The organism is Streptomyces sp. NPDC029956, from assembly GCF_055574655.1.
Genome location: NZ_JBVHZJ010000028.1, coordinates 25,549 through 41,431, shown reverse-complemented (window position 1 = coordinate 41,431; position 15,883 = coordinate 25,549). Strand labels below are relative to the sequence as shown.

The following is a 15,883-nucleotide window of genomic DNA, read 5'->3' as shown; positions in this document are numbered from 1 at the left end:
ACGTCCCCCCGCCAGGCGACGAGGACGCGCGGGGGCGGGCACGTCCACTGCGGGACACGCAGGACGCACGGTGCGGCACGCGCCTCCACCACAAGGGGGGAGGAGGCACCCGTGCGCCCCCTCCCCCCCTCCTCCGCCGCTACTTCCCCGCCGGCCTGACCACCATCGCCGAGCCTCCGCCCCTGCGGACGGTCTCGGCCGCGGCCACCCAGCGGCCGTCCGGCAGGCGCTGGACGCCGGTCGCCGCGCCGATCTCCGGGTTCTGCCGGAAGCCGTGTCCGATGGCTTCGAGTTCCGCCCTGACCGGGCTGTTCCACAGGCCGGGTTCGAGTTCGGTGGTGGCCTGGTTGCGCTGACTGGCCCGCGGCGCGGCGATCGCGTCGACGAGCGGCAGGCCCCGGTCGACGACTCCGGTGAGGGTCTGGAGCACCGTCGTGATGATGGTCGCGCCGCCCGGCGACCCGAGCGCGAGGACCGGCCGGTCCAGGCCGTCGAGGACGATCGTCGGCGAGATCGAGGAGCGCGGCCGCTTGGCGGGGCCGGGCAGGTTCGGGTCGTGCACGGCCGGGTTGGCCGGGGCGAAGGAGAAGTCGGTCAGCTCGTTGTTGAGCAGGAAGCCGCGGCCGGGCACGGTGATCCCGCTGCCGCCGGTGGATTCGATGGTGAGGGTGTAGGCGACGACGTTGCCCCACTTGTCGGCCACCGTGAGGTGGGTGGTGTTCTCCCCCTCGTACGTGGTCGGGGCCGCGGTGCCACCGCTCGCGCACGGCACCGGGCTGTCGGGGTCGCCGGGCGCGAGGGGACTGGTCAGGGCGGCGTCGTCGCGGATCAGGCAGGCGCGGGAGTCGGCGTACCGCTGGGAGAGCAGTCCGCGCGTCGGCACGGACTCGAAGGCGGGGTCGCCGACCCAGCGGCCCCGGTCGGCGAAGGCGATGCGGCTCGACTCGATGAAGCGGTGCAGGTAGCGGGCCTGGGAGGCGCCCGCGAGGTCGGTGCCCTCCAGGATGTTGAGGGCCTCGCCGACGCTCGTACCGCCGGAGGAGGACGGGGGCATGCCGTAGACGTCGAGATCCCGGTACGAGACCCGGGTGGGCTTGCGGAACACGGTCCGGTACGCGGCGAGGTCACGTTCCGTCAGATCGCCGGACCGGACCTTCCGGGTGGCGCCCTCGCGGACCGGGGGCGTACGGACGGTGTTCACGATGTCCCGGGCGAGCGGACCCCGGTAGAGCGCGCCGACGCCCTCGCGCCCCAGCTTCTCGTAGGTACGGGCCAGGTCGGGGTTCTTGAACACCGACCCGACGGCGGGCAACTGCCCGCCCGGAAGGAAGAGTGCGGAGCTGGCGGGGAAGTCGCGGAACCGCGCCTCGTTGCCGGCGGTCTGGGCGCGGAAGGTGGCGTCGACCGTGAAGCCGTCGCGGGCGAGCCGCTCGGCGGGTTCGAGCAGGGTGCCGAGCCGCTTGCTGCCCCAGGCGTCGAGCGCGGTCTTCCAGGTCGCCGGGGTGCCGGGGGTGCCGACGCCGCGGCCGCTGGTCATCCCCTCCTCGAAGGGGATCGGCGCGCCGTTCTCCACGAAGAGGTTCGTGTCCGCCGAGCGCGGCGCGGTCTCGCGTCCGTCGACGGTGTGGACCGTACGGCTCTTCGCGTCGTAGTAGACGAGGTAGCCGCCGCCCCCGATGCCCGCCGAGTAGGGCTCGGTGACGCCGAGCGCGGCCGCGACGGCGACGGCGGCGTCCACGGCGTTGCCGCCCTTGCGGAGCACTTCGACACCGGCGGCCGAGGCGTCGGCGTCCACGCTGGCGACCGCGCCGCCGTACCCGACGGCGACGGGTTCCTTGACGGGCGGTGGAGGTGCGGCCGGTGGGGCCGTGGGCGGGGCGGCGGCACCCATCGAGAGCACCGTCGCCGCGACGGCGAGAACGGAGACCTTTCCAGCGGCGGACCGACGCATTCCCTACCTCCAGTCAATGACCGTCCGCGCAGCGTAACTTCCCCCGGCCCTCACGTCAGGACCGCCTCGAACAGAAGGCCGTTTCCCCGCTAGCATGCGCGCCCATGGACGAAGACCTGCGCAACATCGTGCTCGGCGTGCTGGCCACGGGGGTCAGCGCGTCGCTCGGCTGGCTGGGCCGCACGTACCTCTGGCGGCGGAGGCTCCGCCGCAAGCAGGAGTTCTTCGGCCTGCCGGGGAACGCGGAGTGCCTGCTCGTGGTGAACAGGGAGTCGGGCGGCGACCGCTCGGTCCACCGGTTCGACGTGTTCGCGCTGCTTGAACTGTCCGCGCTGATCAAGGACTGCGGGGCGCAGGCGCGGATCCTCTCGCACGATCAGACGCACCAGGGGTTCGGCGACCGGACGGAGTTCTGCGTCGGCGGCCCCTACTCGAACCGGCGGATGGCCGCCCATCTGGCGACCCTGCTCCCGGGCATCGAGGTGAACGTCGAGGTCGAGCCGAGCGCGGACCGCGGGGCGTTCGTGGTCGGCGGTGACCGCTATCCCTCGGAGCCCGGGGTCAGCGAGTACGTGATCCTCGCCCGTCTCACCGCCGGGGAGGGCGGCCGCCCGGTGTTCCTCTTCTGCGGACAGCGGGCCATCACCAACCAGGCGGCCACCCGCTATCTGGCCCGTCACTACACGGACTTGGCGCGACTGCACCGCTCCGGGTCCTTCGTGGTGCTCCTGAAGGTCGTCAACTCGCAGGCGTACGGCCCCGATGTGGTGGAACTGGTGGCCGACGTCACGCGCGCGGCACGGACGGCCCCGGCAGTCGCACCGGCAGCGACTTGATGCCGTTGATGAAGTTGGAGACGAGGCGCCGGGGTTCTCCGACGAGTTCGAGGCCGCCGCAGGCCCGGCGCACCTCCTCGTGGAGCACGCGGAGCTGAAGCCGGGCGAAGTGCGCGCCGAGGCAGACGTGCGGGCCGCCGCCGAAGGACACGTGGGGGTTCGGGGTCCGGCCGAGGTCGAGGCGGTGCGGGTCGGGGAAGACGCGCTCGTCGTGGTTGGCGGAGGCGTGGAAGACGACGACCTTGTCGCCGCGGCGGATCGGCTGGCCGGCGAGTTCGGTGTCGATGGCCGCCGTGCGCCGGAAGGAGAGCACGGGCGGGTGTACGCGCAGGAGTTCGTCCACGGCCGTGTCGGTGGCGACCTCGCCCGACCACAGTCTCCGCTGCTCGTCCGGGTGTTCGGCGAGGGCGAGCAGACCGCCGGGGGCGGCGCTGCGGACCGTGTCGTTCCCGGCGACGGTCAGCAGGAAGAAGAACATCTCCAGCTCGGCGTCGGCGAGTTCGGAGGTGGCGAGCACGCTCATCACGTCATCGGCGGGATGCGCGCGTTTGTGGGCGGCGAGTTCCTGCGCGTAGCCGAACATCTCGGCGAGCATCGCGGGCGACCGCGGATTGACGGGACGGCCCTCGTCGTCGAGGACGGGCGGTTCGTCGGGGTCCTGGTAGGCGATGACCCGCTCGGTCCAGGTGTGCAGCAGGCCCCGGTCGCTCGGAGGCACTCCGAGCAGATCGGTGAGATTGAGCAGGGCGTAGTCGTCGGTGACGGCCCGGACGAGGTCCACCTCGCCCCCGGCGTCGATCGCCCCGGCGAGCAGCCGGCGGGCGCGCTCGCGCGCGGTGGCGCCGAATCTCTCGATCCGCCCCGGGGTGAAGGCCCGGCTGACGAGACGCCTCAACCGGCCGTGCCCGGGCGGGTCCTGATTGAGCATCATGCGCCGGATGAACGGCAGATCGGCGGGGTCGGGGTCCCGGATCTGGGTGGCGCCGAGACAGGACGAGTACGTGCCCGGGTCCTTCAGCACCCGGACGACATCGGCATGCCGGGTGACGGCCCAGAAGCCGGAGCCCGCGGGCCAGCCCAGGATCCCGGGCTCCTCCTGCCGGGCGACCGGCGTGTGGTCGCGCAGGGCACGGAAGCGGTCGTGCGGGATGCCGGTCGCGTAGATCCGTGGGTCGAAGACGTCGGGTACGCCGCTCGACTCCTGCACCGCGCCTCCCTGCAAGGGGTGATGACACATCCATCATGACAGGTCAGGGGCGGTTTTCGTAGGACTGATCGCACACTTCGACAGCCTTGTCCGGCCCCTCGGCCGGATCCCAGAATCACCGTCATGAACCACTCCGAGAAGATCGATCATGATGCGGTGCTGCGGGCACGGACGATGCTGCTCGGATCCGACCGGCCGAGCCTCTCCCAGGAGGTCCAGGCGTACCGCGTGCTCGCACGGGTGAGCCCGTCGGCCTACCTGCCGAAGCTGGCGGGGGCGTTGGTCTCGTACGGGTACGAGGTCGAGAGCCGGGGCGGCGTGGACCTGCGGCTCGCCCTCCTCGCGGAGGCCGCGGACGCCGCACGGCGCATCGACGCCGACGAACCGAACCGGGCCGAGGTGGTCTGCCGCGTCCTGACCGCGTACCAGCGCACGTTGCTCACGGTCGGGCAGCGCGCCCAGGCCTTCTCCGTGTGCGAGGAGATGGCCGAGGCGGGGCGGCTCGCCTTCGAACGGGGCCAGGTACAGAGTCCCGGGTACGGCCGGTGGCGGCTGGCGACGATGCTCGCCGAGGAGGGGCGTCACGGGGAGGCGGCCGACATCCGCGGCCGGCACACCGTGCCGAGCCGGCTGGATCTCGCCTTCTCGGTCGCGGTCGAGAAGACGGCGGAGCTCGACGCCGCCGGACGGCACGAGGAGGCGCTGGTGATCTTCACGGAGCTCGTGGACCTCACCCGGACCGAGGTGGAGGCCGAGGAGTACCCGCCGGCCGACCTGGTGTGGGAACTCGTCCACCGCTCCGGGATGTTCGAGGCCCGCGGTCGGCGGGAGGAGGCCGCCGCGGATCGACGGGAGGCCCTCGGGACCCTGGCCCGGCGGGCGGAGTCGGGCGAGCCCTCCAGCCGGAGCAGCGCCCGCTCCTGGTGGTCCACCCTGTTCGCCCTGTCGGGCCGGGCAGCCGAGCCGCCCGCGAGCCGGGACGCGCCGGCGCCACCCTTCGGGACCGACTGCACGGACTGGTCCCCCGACACGAGGGAGTCCTACCTCGGCGAGATCCCCGACCTCGAGAGGAGGGTCGCCGAGCTGACCGAGGCCGGACGCGTCGCCGAGGCGGTGGACGTGCACCACCGGCTGGTCCGGCGTTCCGTCGTTCTCCACGAGTGGCGTGCCCGCCGGGGCGGGGAGTGTCTGCGCCCCCTCTTCGACGACGGCGTGGCGCTCGCCCGTCGTCTTCCCGGCTCGCCGGAGGTCACCGCCCGCTCCCTCGCCGACCGTGCCATGTTCCTCGTCGCCGCCGACCGGTACGGGGAGGCCCACGCGGACTTCGCGGAGGCCGTCTCCCTCCTGGACGGGGCCGCGCGCCCGCCAATCGTTACCCGCACGTAACTTACCGACCAGTTACCACGGGTAAGCCCTCGCGGTTACCGTCGGGTCACTTTCACTGCCCCCCATCAGTTCCCGTACTGCCTACCCAGCAGTGCCCCAGTGAGGAGTGACCCGTGCGACGCACACCCCTGGCCCTCGCCGTCTCGGCCGCCCTCGTGGCCGGGACGGCCCTCGGGCTCGCACCCGCCGCCCAGGCCGGCGAGGCCGCAGCGGCCGCCGGCACCGGCATCCGCTTCGTCGACATCGCCGGGGAGGGCGGCACCGTCCTCAAGGCGAACGTCGTCACCCCCGCCGGGTCCACCGGCACCGGCCGCCACCCGCTGATCGTGCTGCCCACGAGCTGGGCCATGCCCCAGGTCGAGTACCTCGTCCAGGCCAAGCTGCTCGCCGACTCGGGTTACATCGTGGTGAGTTACAACTCGCGCGGCTTCTGGCAGTCCGGCGGCGAGATAGAGACCGCGGGCCCCAAGGACATCGCGGACGCCTCCAAGGTGATCGACTGGGCCCTCGCCCACACCGACGCCGACCCCGCACACATCGGCATGGCGGGCGTCTCGTACGGCGCCGGGATCAGCCTCCTCGCCGCCGCCCACGACCCGCGGATCAAGGCCGTCGCCGCGCTCAGCGGCTGGGCCGATCTCATCGAGTCCATCTACAGCGGCCGCACCCAGCACCTCCAGGCCGCCGCCCTGCTCGGTGGCGCCGGCTACCTCACCGGCCGCCCCGGCCCCGAACTCAAGCAGATCCTGGGCGACTTCCTCTCCTCCAACCTGGACAAGGAGGAGGACATGATCGCCTGGGGCCGCAAGCGCTCCCCCGCCGAGCAACTGGACCGGATCAACGCCAACGGCGCCGCGATCATGCTCGGCAACGCCTGGGGCGACACCATCTTCCCGCCCAACCAGTACGCGAGCTTCTTCGAGAAGCTCACCGGCCCCAAGCGCCTCGAGTTCCGCCCCGGCGACCACGCCACCGCCGAGGCCACCGGCCTGTTCGGGCTCCCCAACGACACCTGGACCAGCGCCCACCGCTGGTTCGACCGCCACCTCAAGGGCGTCGACAACGGCATCGACCGCGAGCAGCCCGTCCAGCTCAAGTCCCGGTCCACCGGCGGATACGAGGGCTACCCCGATTGGAAGTCCGTCCACGCCGACCAGCGGACGTTCGCCCTCGGCGGTACGCAGCGGGTCCGGGCGAACGTCGACTCCGGCGCCAACGGCGGCATCACCCTGCTCACCAACGCCCTGGACCAGTTCCTCCGCACCCCGCCCATGGTCTCCGTCCCCCTGCTCCCCCGCGCCTTCGCCGGCGTCTGGCAGTCGGAGCGGTACGCCACCCCGCAGCGGGTGCGCGGCACGGTGAAGGTGCACACCACCGTCACGTCCACCGAGGAGAGCGGCACCCTCGTCGCGTACCTCTACGACGTGGGTCCGCTCGGCATCGGCAAGCTCGTCAGCAACGCCCCGTACACCTTCCACGACCGGACCCCGGGCAAGGCGTTCGGCGTCGATCTGGAGCTGTTCTCCACGGCGTACGACGTCCCGGCGGGCCACCGGCTCGCGCTGGTCGTCGACACCGTCGACCCGCTCTACATCGAGCACAACCCGACCGGCGCGCAGCTGACCTTCTCCTCCCCCGCGGCCGACCCGTCGTACGTGTCGGTACCGCTGCGGAAGGAGTGATCACCGGCTGCCGCCGGGCGGGTGCGGCTCTCGCTCGCTACCGCTGTCCCGGCAGCAGCGTCTCCGGTTCGGCCGGACCGACGTCCACGGCCTTCGTCTTCGGGCTGCGGCGCTCCCTGCGGGCCACCCAGGTGGCGAACCAGGACAGCAGCATGCACATCCCGATGTAGATCGGTGAGATCACCAGGACGACCGGGATGAACGGCAGGTCGTAGTCCAGGTTGGAGGCGATCAGTTTGCCCGCGTGGAGGAACTCCTCGTAGGTGATGAGGAATCCGAGCGAGGTGTCCTTGAGGGCGACCACCAGCTGGCTGATGATGGCCGGGAGCATCGCGCGGACGGCCTGCGGCACCAGGACGTAGGTCATGACCTGTGTCTTGCGCATGCCGAGGGCGTACGCGGCCTCGCCCTGGCCGCGTGCCACGGCGTGGATGCCGGTGCGGAAGACCTCGGCGAGGACGGAGCCGTTGTACAGGGTCAGTCCGGCGACGAGTGCGGGCAGTGCCTGCACCTTGAGCGCCACGAAGATGAAGAAGATCATCACGAGGACGGGCATGGCGCGGAAGAACTCGACGAGCAGGGTGGAGACCCAGCGGAGCACCCGGTGGTCGGAGAGTCGTCCGGCGGCGAGGACCGCGCCGAGGGCGAGCGACAGCACCGAGGCGTAGGCGAAGGCCTTGAGGGTGTTGCCGAGCCCTTCGAGCAACAGCTCCTGGATGCCCTTGTAGAGGAAGGGCGACCACTTCGTGGAGGTGAACTGGTCGTTGTCGAAGAGGAGATAGAGGATCCAGCCGGCCAGCGCGAGGAGCACGACGGTGGACGCGACGCCGTAGAGGAGGTGGCGCCGCCGGGCGCTCGGCCCGGGGATGTCGTAGAGGGCGGTGGAATCGGTCATCGGGCGACTCCCCAGCGCTTCTCGAGGACGTGGAAGAGGGCGCTGATGGTGAGGGTGATGACGAGGTATCCGACGGCGATCCAGACGAAGGTCCACACGATGTTGTAGCCGAGCTCGCTCAGGGTCTTGTAGGTGCCCAGGAGTTCGGTGACGCTGAACGCTCCGGCGATGGCCGAGTTCTTGGCCAGGGCGATGAGGGTGGAGCCGATCGGCGGGATGACCGTGCGGAAGGCCTGCGGCAGGACGACCGTCCCGAGGGACTGGGTGAAGCTCATCCCCAGACTGCGGGCGGCCTCACCCTGCCCGCGCGGGACGGTGTTGATGCCGGAGCGCAGCACCTCGCAGATGAAGGCCGAGGTGTAGCAGCCGAGCGCGAGGACCGCGAACAGCTCGAAGGGCAGGACCAGCCCGAAGCGGGGCAGGCCCAGCATGACCGCGAAGAAGAGCAGGGTCAGCGGCGTGTTGCGCAGGACGGTGACCCAGACCGTGCCGAAGACCCGGAAGGATCCCACGGGCGCGACCCGGAAGGAGGCCATGAGGAAGCCGAGGACGAGGGCCAACGCCGAGGCGTAGACGGTGAGTTCCACGGTGCCCCAGAATCCCTCGGCGTAGAGCGAGAAGTTCTCGGTCAGGACGTCCATGTCGGGAGGCTCCTCTCGTCAGCTCGCCGGGTAGCGGTCGATGGGGGGCGGTGTCGGGGCGGGGACCCCGGAGAGGCCGAGGGTGGCGTCGTAGGCCTTCTTCCAGTCGCCGTTCTCCTCGTGGACGGCGAGGGCGTCGTCGAGGGCGAAGCGCAGGGCGTTGTCGCCGCGCGGGACGCCGATCCCGTACGGCTCCTTCGAGAACGGCTTGCCGACGACCTTGAGTTCGTCGGGGACCTTGGCGGCGTACCCCATGAGGATCGTGTCGTCGGTGGTGACGGCGTCGACCTGGTAGGTCAGCAGGTTGTCCACGCAGGCGGAGTACGTGTCGTAGGCGACGAGTTCGGCCTTCGGGTAGTCCGTCTCGATGCGCTGGTACGGGGTGGAGCCGGCGGCCGAGCAGACCCGCTTGCCGGCCAGGTCCTGGGGGCCGTCGATGTCGTTCTCGTCGGTGCGGACCAGGAGGGACTGGCCGGCCATGTAGTAGGGGCCGGCGAAGCCGACGAGCTTCTTGCGGTTGTCGTTGATGGTGTAGGTGCCGACGTAGTAGTCGATCTGCCCGTTCTGCAGGGCGGTTTCGCGGTTGGCCGAGGCGATCGTACGGAAGTCGATGCCGGCCGGGTCGAAGCCGAGGGAGGCCGCCATCATCTTGGCGATCTCGATGTCGAAGCCGGAGTAGCGGCCGGTGGCGGGGTCCTTCTCGCCCATGTACGGCTGGTCCTCCTTGGCGCCGACGACGAGACGGCCGCGCTTCTTCGCCCGGTTCCAGGTGGGGGATTCCGGCAGGGTGAAGCCGGACTGGACCTGGTAGACGGGGAGTCGGTCGGGTTGCGGGCCCTTGACGGGCGGGCTGCCCTCCCTGCCGCAGCCGGCGAGCGCCGCCGTCAGGGCGAGCAGCAGGGCGAGTACGGCCGGGGTGCGCCGCGGGGGGTGCGTACGCTGCATGGTTCCCACCCCGCTCAGTGCTTGAGGATCTTGGACAGGAAGTCCTTGGCGCGCTCGCTGCGCGGGGCGGTGAAGAAGTCCTCCGGGGCGCGGTCCTCGACGATCCTCCCGTCGGCCATGAAGACGACCCGGTTGGCGGCCGAGCGGGCGAAGCCCATCTCATGGGTGACGACCACCATCGTCATTCCCTCGTGGGCGAGTTGCTGCATGACCTCGAGGACCTCGTTGATCATCTCGGGGTCGAGAGCGGAGGTGGGCTCGTCGAAGAGGAGCGCCTTGGGGTCCATGGCGAGGGCGCGGGCGATGGCGACGCGCTGCTGCTGGCCGCCGGAGAGCTGGGCGGGGTACTTGTCTGCGTGCGCGGCGAGTCCGACCCGGTCGAGGAGTTCGCGTGAACGCCGGTCGGCCTCCTCCTTCTTGCGCTTGCGGACCTTGATCTGCGCGAGGGAGACGTTGGCGAGGACGGTCTTGTGGGCGAAGAGGTTGAACGACTGGAAGACCATGCCGACCTCGGCGCGCAGCCGGGCGAGCGCCTTGCCCTCCTCGGGGAGTGGCTGTCCGTCGATGACGATCTCGCCCGACTCCACGCTCTCCAGGCGGTTCATCGCCCGGCAGAGGGTGGACTTGCCGGATCCCGACGGGCCGATGACGACGACGACCTCCCCCCGGCCGACGGTGAGATCGATGGACTGGAGGACGTGCAACGTGCCGTAGTGCTTGTTGACGCCACGCAGCTCGATCAGCGGATCGACGACGGCCATGCGCTGCCCTGCCCCATTTCTCAGCGGTGTCGAGTCAGCGCAAACTATCCACCGGAAAAGGGACTTCACGCCCGACACGCATGAAACCGAGATAAGCCGTATTTACTGCAGAAGGGTGGCGGGGTCGGGGCCCGGGACCGCCCGGGCGGGGCGGCGGGCTCAGTACTCGGCGGCCTCGGCGTACGTCTGGGAGAGCTCCGGCGAGCCCGTCATCGCCCAGTCGAGACCGGCCTCGACGACCTGGATCTCGCGGCCGGAGGCGAGGCGCACCACCGGACCGCCGCCGGGCCACACCTGCCAGCGCGCGCCGGGCACGTTCCGCACGATCACGGTGCCGAGGTAGAGCCCGGCGTCGTTGCCGATCCAGGGCAGCTCCTCCGGGTCGTCGCGCCAGCGGGGCGGCAGCTGGTCGAGCTCCTGGAGGGAACGGGGGGTGTCGTCGAGCGCCACTCCGGACTGTGCGACGCGGGCGCGCAGCAGCTCGCACTCGGCGAGCAGCTCGGCGACACCGTCGGGGTCACGGTCGAAGGCCGCGGCCAGCGGGAAGTCCGCCGGCTCGGATGCGTGCCGCTTGAGCCAGTTGTCCAGGAATGGAATGTTCATCCGAACAGCCTCGCACCGTCACCTCCCGGTCGACCACCCGGCGCGCGGAGATCGTTCCACCGCCGGGTGGGGTCCGTGTCCGCTACACGTCGAGGTCGACCACGACGGGCGCGTGGTCCGAGGCGCCCTTGCCCTTGCGCTCCTCGCGGTCCACGTAGCCGTCCGTGACGGCCTCGGCGAACGGCTTGTTGCCGTAGACCAGGTCGATGCGCATGCCCCGGTTCTTCGGGAAGCAGAGCTGGCGGTAGTCCCAGTACGTGAAGGGGTGGTCGTACTTGAGGGGGCGCGGGACCACGTCGGCCAGGCCGGTCTCACGGAGGCCGGAGAGCGCGGCCCGCTCGGGCTCCGTCACGTGTGTCAGGCCCTCGAAGGCCGACCGGTCCCAGACGTCGTCGTCGGTCGGCGCGATGTTGTAGTCGCCGAGGACCGCGAAGGGCCGGTCCCCCGCCGCGTCCTCCGCGACGGCCGCCTTGAGGGCCTCCAGCCAGCGCAGCTTGTAGGCGTAGTGCTCGTGCTCGACCTCCCGGCCGTTCGGCACGTACACCGACCAGACGCGGACCGGGCCGCAGGTCGCGGAGATCGCCCGGGGCTCCTCGGCCCCGTCGTACTCCGGGCCGCCGGGCAGGCCCGTGACCACGTCCGCGAGGCCGACTCGGGAGACCAGGGCCACGCCGTTCCACCGGCCCGTGGCGTTGACCACGGACTCGTATCCGAGGGCGCGCAGCTCCTCGGTGGGGAACTGCTCGGCGGTGCACTTGGTCTCCTGGATGCACAGCACGTCCGTGCCGCTGCTCTCCAGCCAGGCGAGGAGACGGGGCAGCCGGGCGGTGATCGAATTGACGTTCCAGGTGGCGATGCGCATGTGCGCAAGCCTACGTGCGGGGTCCGACAATCGACGCCGTGCCGGGCTGGAGGGGCCTCGGGCGCCCGGCGGACGGGCTCAGAGCTCGGCGGACGCGCCGGGGTCGAGCCGCTGGTGGTCGGTGCCGCCCAGCGCGCCGATCTGGCGGTCGTAGATGGGCCGGGCGAGGTCCGTGAGCAGGGCGTCGTGGATGTCGTACGCGCGGCGCGGCCCGACCTCGCGCACGTAGTCGATGACCTCGGAGATCTTGTTCCACGGGGCCATGACGGGGAGCAGCAGCGTGTCCACCGGGTGGTCGGGCACGGTGAGCGCGTCGCCGGGGTGGAAGACGGCGCCTCCGTCGACGAGGTAGCCGACGTTGGTGACGCGCGGGATGTCGGGGTGGATGACGGCGTGCAGCTCGCCGTGCACCTGGACGTCGAACCCGGCGGCCGTGAACGTGTCGCCGTGCCCGACGGTGTGCACGCGGCCCGGGAAGGCCGCCGAGAGCTGGTCGGCGACGCTGCGCAGCGTCCAGATCTCGGCGGCCGGGTTGGCTTCGAGGGCGGCCCGAAGACGGCCCTCGTCGAAGTGGTCGGGGTGCTCGTGCGTCACGAGCAGGGCGTCGGCCCCGAGGACCGCGTCCTCCTCGGTGAACATGCCGGGGTCGAGGACGAGCGTCCGCCCGTCCTTCTCCAGCCGCACGCACGCGTGGGACTTCTTCGTCAGCTTCACGTGGCCAGGCTACGCCGGGGGCGTCGTCTCCTCCTCGACGACCCGGGCGATCACACGCAGCGCGGTCTCGGCGGCGGGGAACCCGCAGTACACGCCCGCGTGGAGCACGATCTCCCGGAGCTCCTCGGCGGAGAGGCCGTTGCGGAGGGCCGCGCGCGTGTGGTCGGCGAGGGCCTCCCGGTGGCCTCCGGCGATGAGGGCCGTCAGGGTGACGACGCTCCGGGTGCGCCGGTCGAGACCGTCGCGGCTCCAGACCTCGCCCCAGGCGTACCGGGTGACGAGCTCCTGGAAGGCGCCGTCGGCGTCGCCGGAGAGGGCCTGGTCCACGTGGGCGTCGCCGAGGACCTCGCGCCGCAGCCCGAGCCCCTTCTCGTACGGGTCGGGGCGGCCCGCCTCGGCGGGTTCGGGCACCGGGACCGGTTCGGCCGCGGGCACCGGGGCCGCGGGCAGCGGCGGCACGGTCAGGGTGCCGCTGGTGTCCGGGGCCGTACCGGCGAAGTGCTCGATGAGCAGGTCGGTGACGGCGGCGGGCTGCTCGACGGGGGCCAGGTGCGAGGCTCCGGGGACGACGGCGAGCCGGGCGTCGGCGATCCCCGCCACCAGGGTGCGGGCCTCGGCGGGGCCGGTGACCTGGTCCTCGGAGCCGACGAGGACGAGGGCCGGGATGGCGATCCGGTCGAGGGCCTCACGCACGTCGAAGACGGCGAGGGCCTCGCAGGCGGCGATGTAGCAGGCGGGGTCGGTCGTCCGGACCATCTGCACGGCCCAGTCCACGATCGCGGGCTGCGCTCCGGCGAACACCGAGGTGAACCACTGCTCGGGTGCGGTCCTGGCCATCGGCTCCAGACCGTTGGCGCGGACGATGACACCGCGCTGGCGGAACTCGTCGGCGCTGCCGAAGCGGGGCGAGGTGGCGACCAGGGCCAGGGAGGCGACCCGGTGGGGCGCGCGCAGGGCCAGATCGAGGCCGACGGCGCCGCCGAGGGAACAGCCGGCGTATCCGAAGCGCTGGACGCCGATCGCGTCGAGGGTGGCGAGGAGCCGGTCGCCGAGCTCGGCGACGGAGGTGAAGGGTTCGGCGGGCGCCCCGCCGTGCCCGGGAAGGTCGAAGCGGACGACCCGCCAGTCCCGGGTGAGCTCCGGTATCTGCCGGTCCCACATGTGCCATGTGGTGCCCAGCGAGGGGCCCAGGACGAGGACGGGAGCCTGTTCGTTCCCGTCGACGCGGTATTGCAGTTGCAGGGTGTTCGGTGATGTCTCGCTCACCCGCTAGACCCTCTCATCTCTCACGACCGCCCCCTTGACCGGGGGCACGGCTGTCTCGGCGGTACGGGTCTGACCAGCCGGAAGACCTCCCGGGCGGCGCCGCTCCGGTCGGGGCCGGGTGTCACATCCGCTCCGGTCGGGGCCGGGTGTCGGGAGACGGCCTGGGGCGAGGCCCTCACCGGTGGTCGGCCTCTCCCCCTCCACCGGCCGTCCTCGACCGGCCCTGGGGCGGCGCCGCGGGGACGACGGGGATGCTGCGGGGGCCCGCGCAGCGGGCGCCCGCCTCCTCCACCCGCCGTCGCAGCTCGCGGTCGGCGGTGACGACCAGGCACGGTCGGCCGTGCGCGTTCCGGGCGAGTTCGGCGATCAGGTCGTCGCCGCTGCCGGGGGCCTCCTCGACCCGCACGCCGGGTACCGGGGCGACGCCCCGGGCGCGGCCCTCCACGACCAGCACGATCTCGTACGGTCCCGCGAACGGGCCGTCGGACGGGCCGCCCGTCAGGGCGAGCCGGTCACGCAGCCGCTCGGCGGCCCCTCGCCGGTCCCGCCACCAGCCGTCCGGCACCGACCCCACGACGTTGGCGCCGTCCACCACGAGCAGGGGACGGAGCGGCGGATCCTCAGGGCTCATCGCCCCAGGATGTCAGGAGGCCCCCGACCGGCGTCATCCGTCCTCGGTGGGCAGCCAGCAGCCGTGCAGGCCGAGCGGGACCCGGACGGGGACGCGGGCCCTGGCCACCGGCCCGGAGGCGGGGTCCTCGGCGGGGATGACCAGGAACCAGCTCGAGCCGTCGGTGCGGTCGGTGGCGAAGGTCAGCCAGTAGCCGTGCTCGTCGGAGTGCCGTCCGGGCTCGGGGGCGAAGACCGGTTCGCCGACGGAGAGGTTCCCTGCGGGCCAGACGCACGTCTCGCCGGTCTCCGTGTCGTACCAGCGCACCGCGTCGTACTCGCCCGGCAGCAGGCCCTCCCGTCCGGTCTGGGTGGCCAGTGCGGTGTGGCGGTGCCGTCTCCCGATGCGCCGGTCGTCGACCCGGGGGAACTCCACCCGGGAGTCGTCGAGGAGGGTGCGGGCCATGCTGCCCGCCGCCGGGTCGATCCGCGCCCGTACCAGCCCGCCGCTCACCGGCTCCGCCGCGTCGTCGGGGCTCCTGCCGACGGTCAGCCTGCTCCACTGCACGAAGTCGACGACGACGGGGGCCTGCTCACCGGGGCCGTCGTCGTAGGCGTTCACGGTGTGCCACAGCCAGAAGGCCTCGTCGGTCGCCCAGACCGGCGCTCCGCCGTCGCGCGGGATCAGCACCACGCGCGTGCCGCGCTCCGGCCGCCAGGCGAGGAACGAACCGCCCGCCATGGCCGCGTCCAGGTCGATGAAGGCGGGAGCGAGGACGAGGACCACGTAGCGGGTGGTCAGGGCCATGTCGTGGATCATCAAGGGCTCGTCCACGCCGTCGACGGGTGCGGGTCCACGGGTGAGGGTGCCGTCACGGCCGATGACCGACCAGGTCAGGTACGGCGGCTCCAGGGCGTAGCAGAAGACGACCATCTCGCCGGTCACCGGGTCGGTCTTGGGGTGGGCGGTGATGCCGGCGGGCAGCGCCCCGCCGAAGTCCTCGCGGCCCACGGTCTCCAGACCGGCGTCGACCCGGAACGGGCAGGCCGACTCGGCCAGGGCCAGCACGCGCCCGGCGTGCCGGACGACGTTGATGTCGGGCAGGTCCTTGAAGGATCCCGCGAGCTCCGGGCCGACCTGTTCCGCGTCCGGCGTGATCATCGACTCGACGCCGCCCCACAGGGCGCGACCGACCGACTCCTCGGCCTTCATCGCGGGGGTGCGCACGAAGCGGTTGCGGTAGCGGGCGCGCCCCTCGGAGAGCCAGACGCCGTGCAGCATCCCGTCGCCGTCGATGGGGTACAGGTACGAGCCGATCGGGGTGAAGCGGGGATTGGGGCCGTTGCGCACGTACACACCGTCGAGGGCTGCCGGGATCTCGCCCGTCACCTGCAGGTCGGCGACGTCGACCTGCTCGGTGACCGGCGCGAACGAGCCCAGCAGGTGGGGGACGCGCGTGGGGTCGAAACGCGGTGGCGTGTGCGTGCTCACGAGACCTCCCGGCCTGCGCCCCGGCGCGGCTTC

The 15,883-nt window shown here is 72.0% G+C and carries 15 protein-coding genes; 3 read left to right on the top strand and 12 right to left on the bottom strand.

The genetic code is table 11. The annotated features are described in order from the left end of the window. Nucleotides 1-139 precede the first annotated feature (139 nt). Nucleotides 140-1,951, bottom strand: coding sequence for a gamma-glutamyltransferase (gene ggt, locus ACZ4XX_RS22370; RefSeq protein WP_468509619.1), 1,812 nt, complete (start codon nt 1,949-1,951; stop codon nt 140-142). Between the two features lie 104 nt (nt 1,952-2,055). On the opposite strand from ggt, the gene ACZ4XX_RS22365 reads away from it, so the two are divergent. Next, on the top strand, nt 2,056-2,787 hold the full coding sequence (locus ACZ4XX_RS22365) for a hypothetical protein (protein WP_468509618.1): 732 nt from the start codon (nt 2,056-2,058) through the stop codon (nt 2,785-2,787). Here ACZ4XX_RS22365 and ACZ4XX_RS22360 read toward each other — a convergent pair. Further along, complete coding sequence (locus ACZ4XX_RS22360; RefSeq protein ID WP_468509617.1) at nt 2,738-4,024, bottom strand: cytochrome P450; 1,287 nt, start codon at nt 4,022-4,024, stop codon at nt 2,738-2,740. The genes ACZ4XX_RS22365 and ACZ4XX_RS22360 overlap by 50 nt on opposite strands. A gap of 93 nt (nt 4,025-4,117) precedes the next feature. Between ACZ4XX_RS22360 and ACZ4XX_RS22355 the strand changes: the two genes are divergently transcribed. Then, nucleotides 4,118-5,380 (top strand): hypothetical protein, encoded by a 1,263-nt coding sequence (locus ACZ4XX_RS22355; protein WP_468509616.1) that lies wholly within the window; start codon nt 4,118-4,120, stop codon nt 5,378-5,380. 113 nt (nt 5,381-5,493) lie between these two features. Beyond that, the gene (locus ACZ4XX_RS22350; RefSeq protein ID WP_468509615.1) at nt 5,494-7,062 is read left to right on the top strand and encodes an alpha/beta fold hydrolase; all 1,569 of its coding nucleotides are present in this window, start codon (nt 5,494-5,496) and stop codon (nt 7,060-7,062) included. A 37-nt stretch (nt 7,063-7,099) separates the two neighbouring features. On the opposite strand, the gene ACZ4XX_RS22345 is transcribed toward ACZ4XX_RS22350, so the two are convergent. From ACZ4XX_RS22345 to ACZ4XX_RS22300, 10 genes are all read right to left on the bottom strand, one after another. Next, nucleotides 7,100-7,957 carry an amino acid ABC transporter permease gene (locus ACZ4XX_RS22345; RefSeq protein ID WP_468509614.1) on the bottom strand — a complete coding sequence of 286 codons (858 nt, stop codon included), beginning with the start codon at nt 7,955-7,957 and terminating at the stop codon, nt 7,100-7,102. After that, nucleotides 7,954-8,598 carry an amino acid ABC transporter permease gene (locus ACZ4XX_RS22340; protein WP_468509613.1) on the bottom strand — a complete coding sequence of 215 codons (645 nt, stop codon included), beginning with the start codon at nt 8,596-8,598 and terminating at the stop codon, nt 7,954-7,956. Before ACZ4XX_RS22340 ends, ACZ4XX_RS22345 begins: the two co-directional genes overlap by 4 nt. Nucleotides 8,599-8,616: 18 nt before the next feature. Further along, a complete protein-coding gene (locus ACZ4XX_RS22335; RefSeq protein WP_468509612.1) occupies nt 8,617-9,543 on the bottom strand; it encodes a glutamate ABC transporter substrate-binding protein in 927 nt (308 codons plus the stop codon). A 14-nt stretch (nt 9,544-9,557) separates the two neighbouring features. Continuing rightward, nucleotides 9,558-10,304 carry an amino acid ABC transporter ATP-binding protein gene (locus tag ACZ4XX_RS22330; RefSeq protein WP_468509611.1) on the bottom strand — a complete coding sequence of 249 codons (747 nt, stop codon included), beginning with the start codon at nt 10,302-10,304 and terminating at the stop codon, nt 9,558-9,560. A gap of 159 nt (nt 10,305-10,463) precedes the next feature. Further along, nucleotides 10,464-10,907, bottom strand: a complete 444-nt coding sequence (locus tag ACZ4XX_RS22325; protein WP_468509610.1) for a DUF6278 family protein — start codon at nt 10,905-10,907, stop codon at nt 10,464-10,466. 82 nt (nt 10,908-10,989) lie between these two features. Then, nucleotides 10,990-11,769 (bottom strand): exodeoxyribonuclease III, encoded by a 780-nt coding sequence (locus ACZ4XX_RS22320; protein ID WP_468509609.1) that lies wholly within the window; start codon nt 11,767-11,769, stop codon nt 10,990-10,992. Between the two features lie 78 nt (nt 11,770-11,847). Next, nucleotides 11,848-12,483, bottom strand: a complete 636-nt coding sequence (locus tag ACZ4XX_RS22315) for an MBL fold metallo-hydrolase (protein ID WP_468509608.1) — start codon at nt 12,481-12,483, stop codon at nt 11,848-11,850. 9 nt (nt 12,484-12,492) lie between these two features. Then, nucleotides 12,493-13,749: a bifunctional 3-oxoadipate enol-lactonase/4-carboxymuconolactone decarboxylase PcaDC gene (gene pcaDC, locus ACZ4XX_RS22310; RefSeq protein WP_468509607.1), complete on the bottom strand. Its 1,257-nt coding sequence runs from the start codon at nt 13,747-13,749 to the stop codon at nt 12,493-12,495. Nucleotides 13,750-13,924: 175 nt separating this feature from the next. Next, on the bottom strand, nt 13,925-14,380 hold the full coding sequence (locus ACZ4XX_RS22305; RefSeq protein WP_468509606.1) for a PIN domain-containing protein: 456 nt from the start codon (nt 14,378-14,380) through the stop codon (nt 13,925-13,927). Nucleotides 14,381-14,413: 33 nt separating this feature from the next. Further along, nucleotides 14,414-15,850 carry a carotenoid oxygenase family protein gene (locus ACZ4XX_RS22300; RefSeq protein ID WP_468509605.1) on the bottom strand — a complete coding sequence of 479 codons (1,437 nt, stop codon included), beginning with the start codon at nt 15,848-15,850 and terminating at the stop codon, nt 14,414-14,416. Nucleotides 15,851-15,883: the final 33 nt, after the last annotated feature.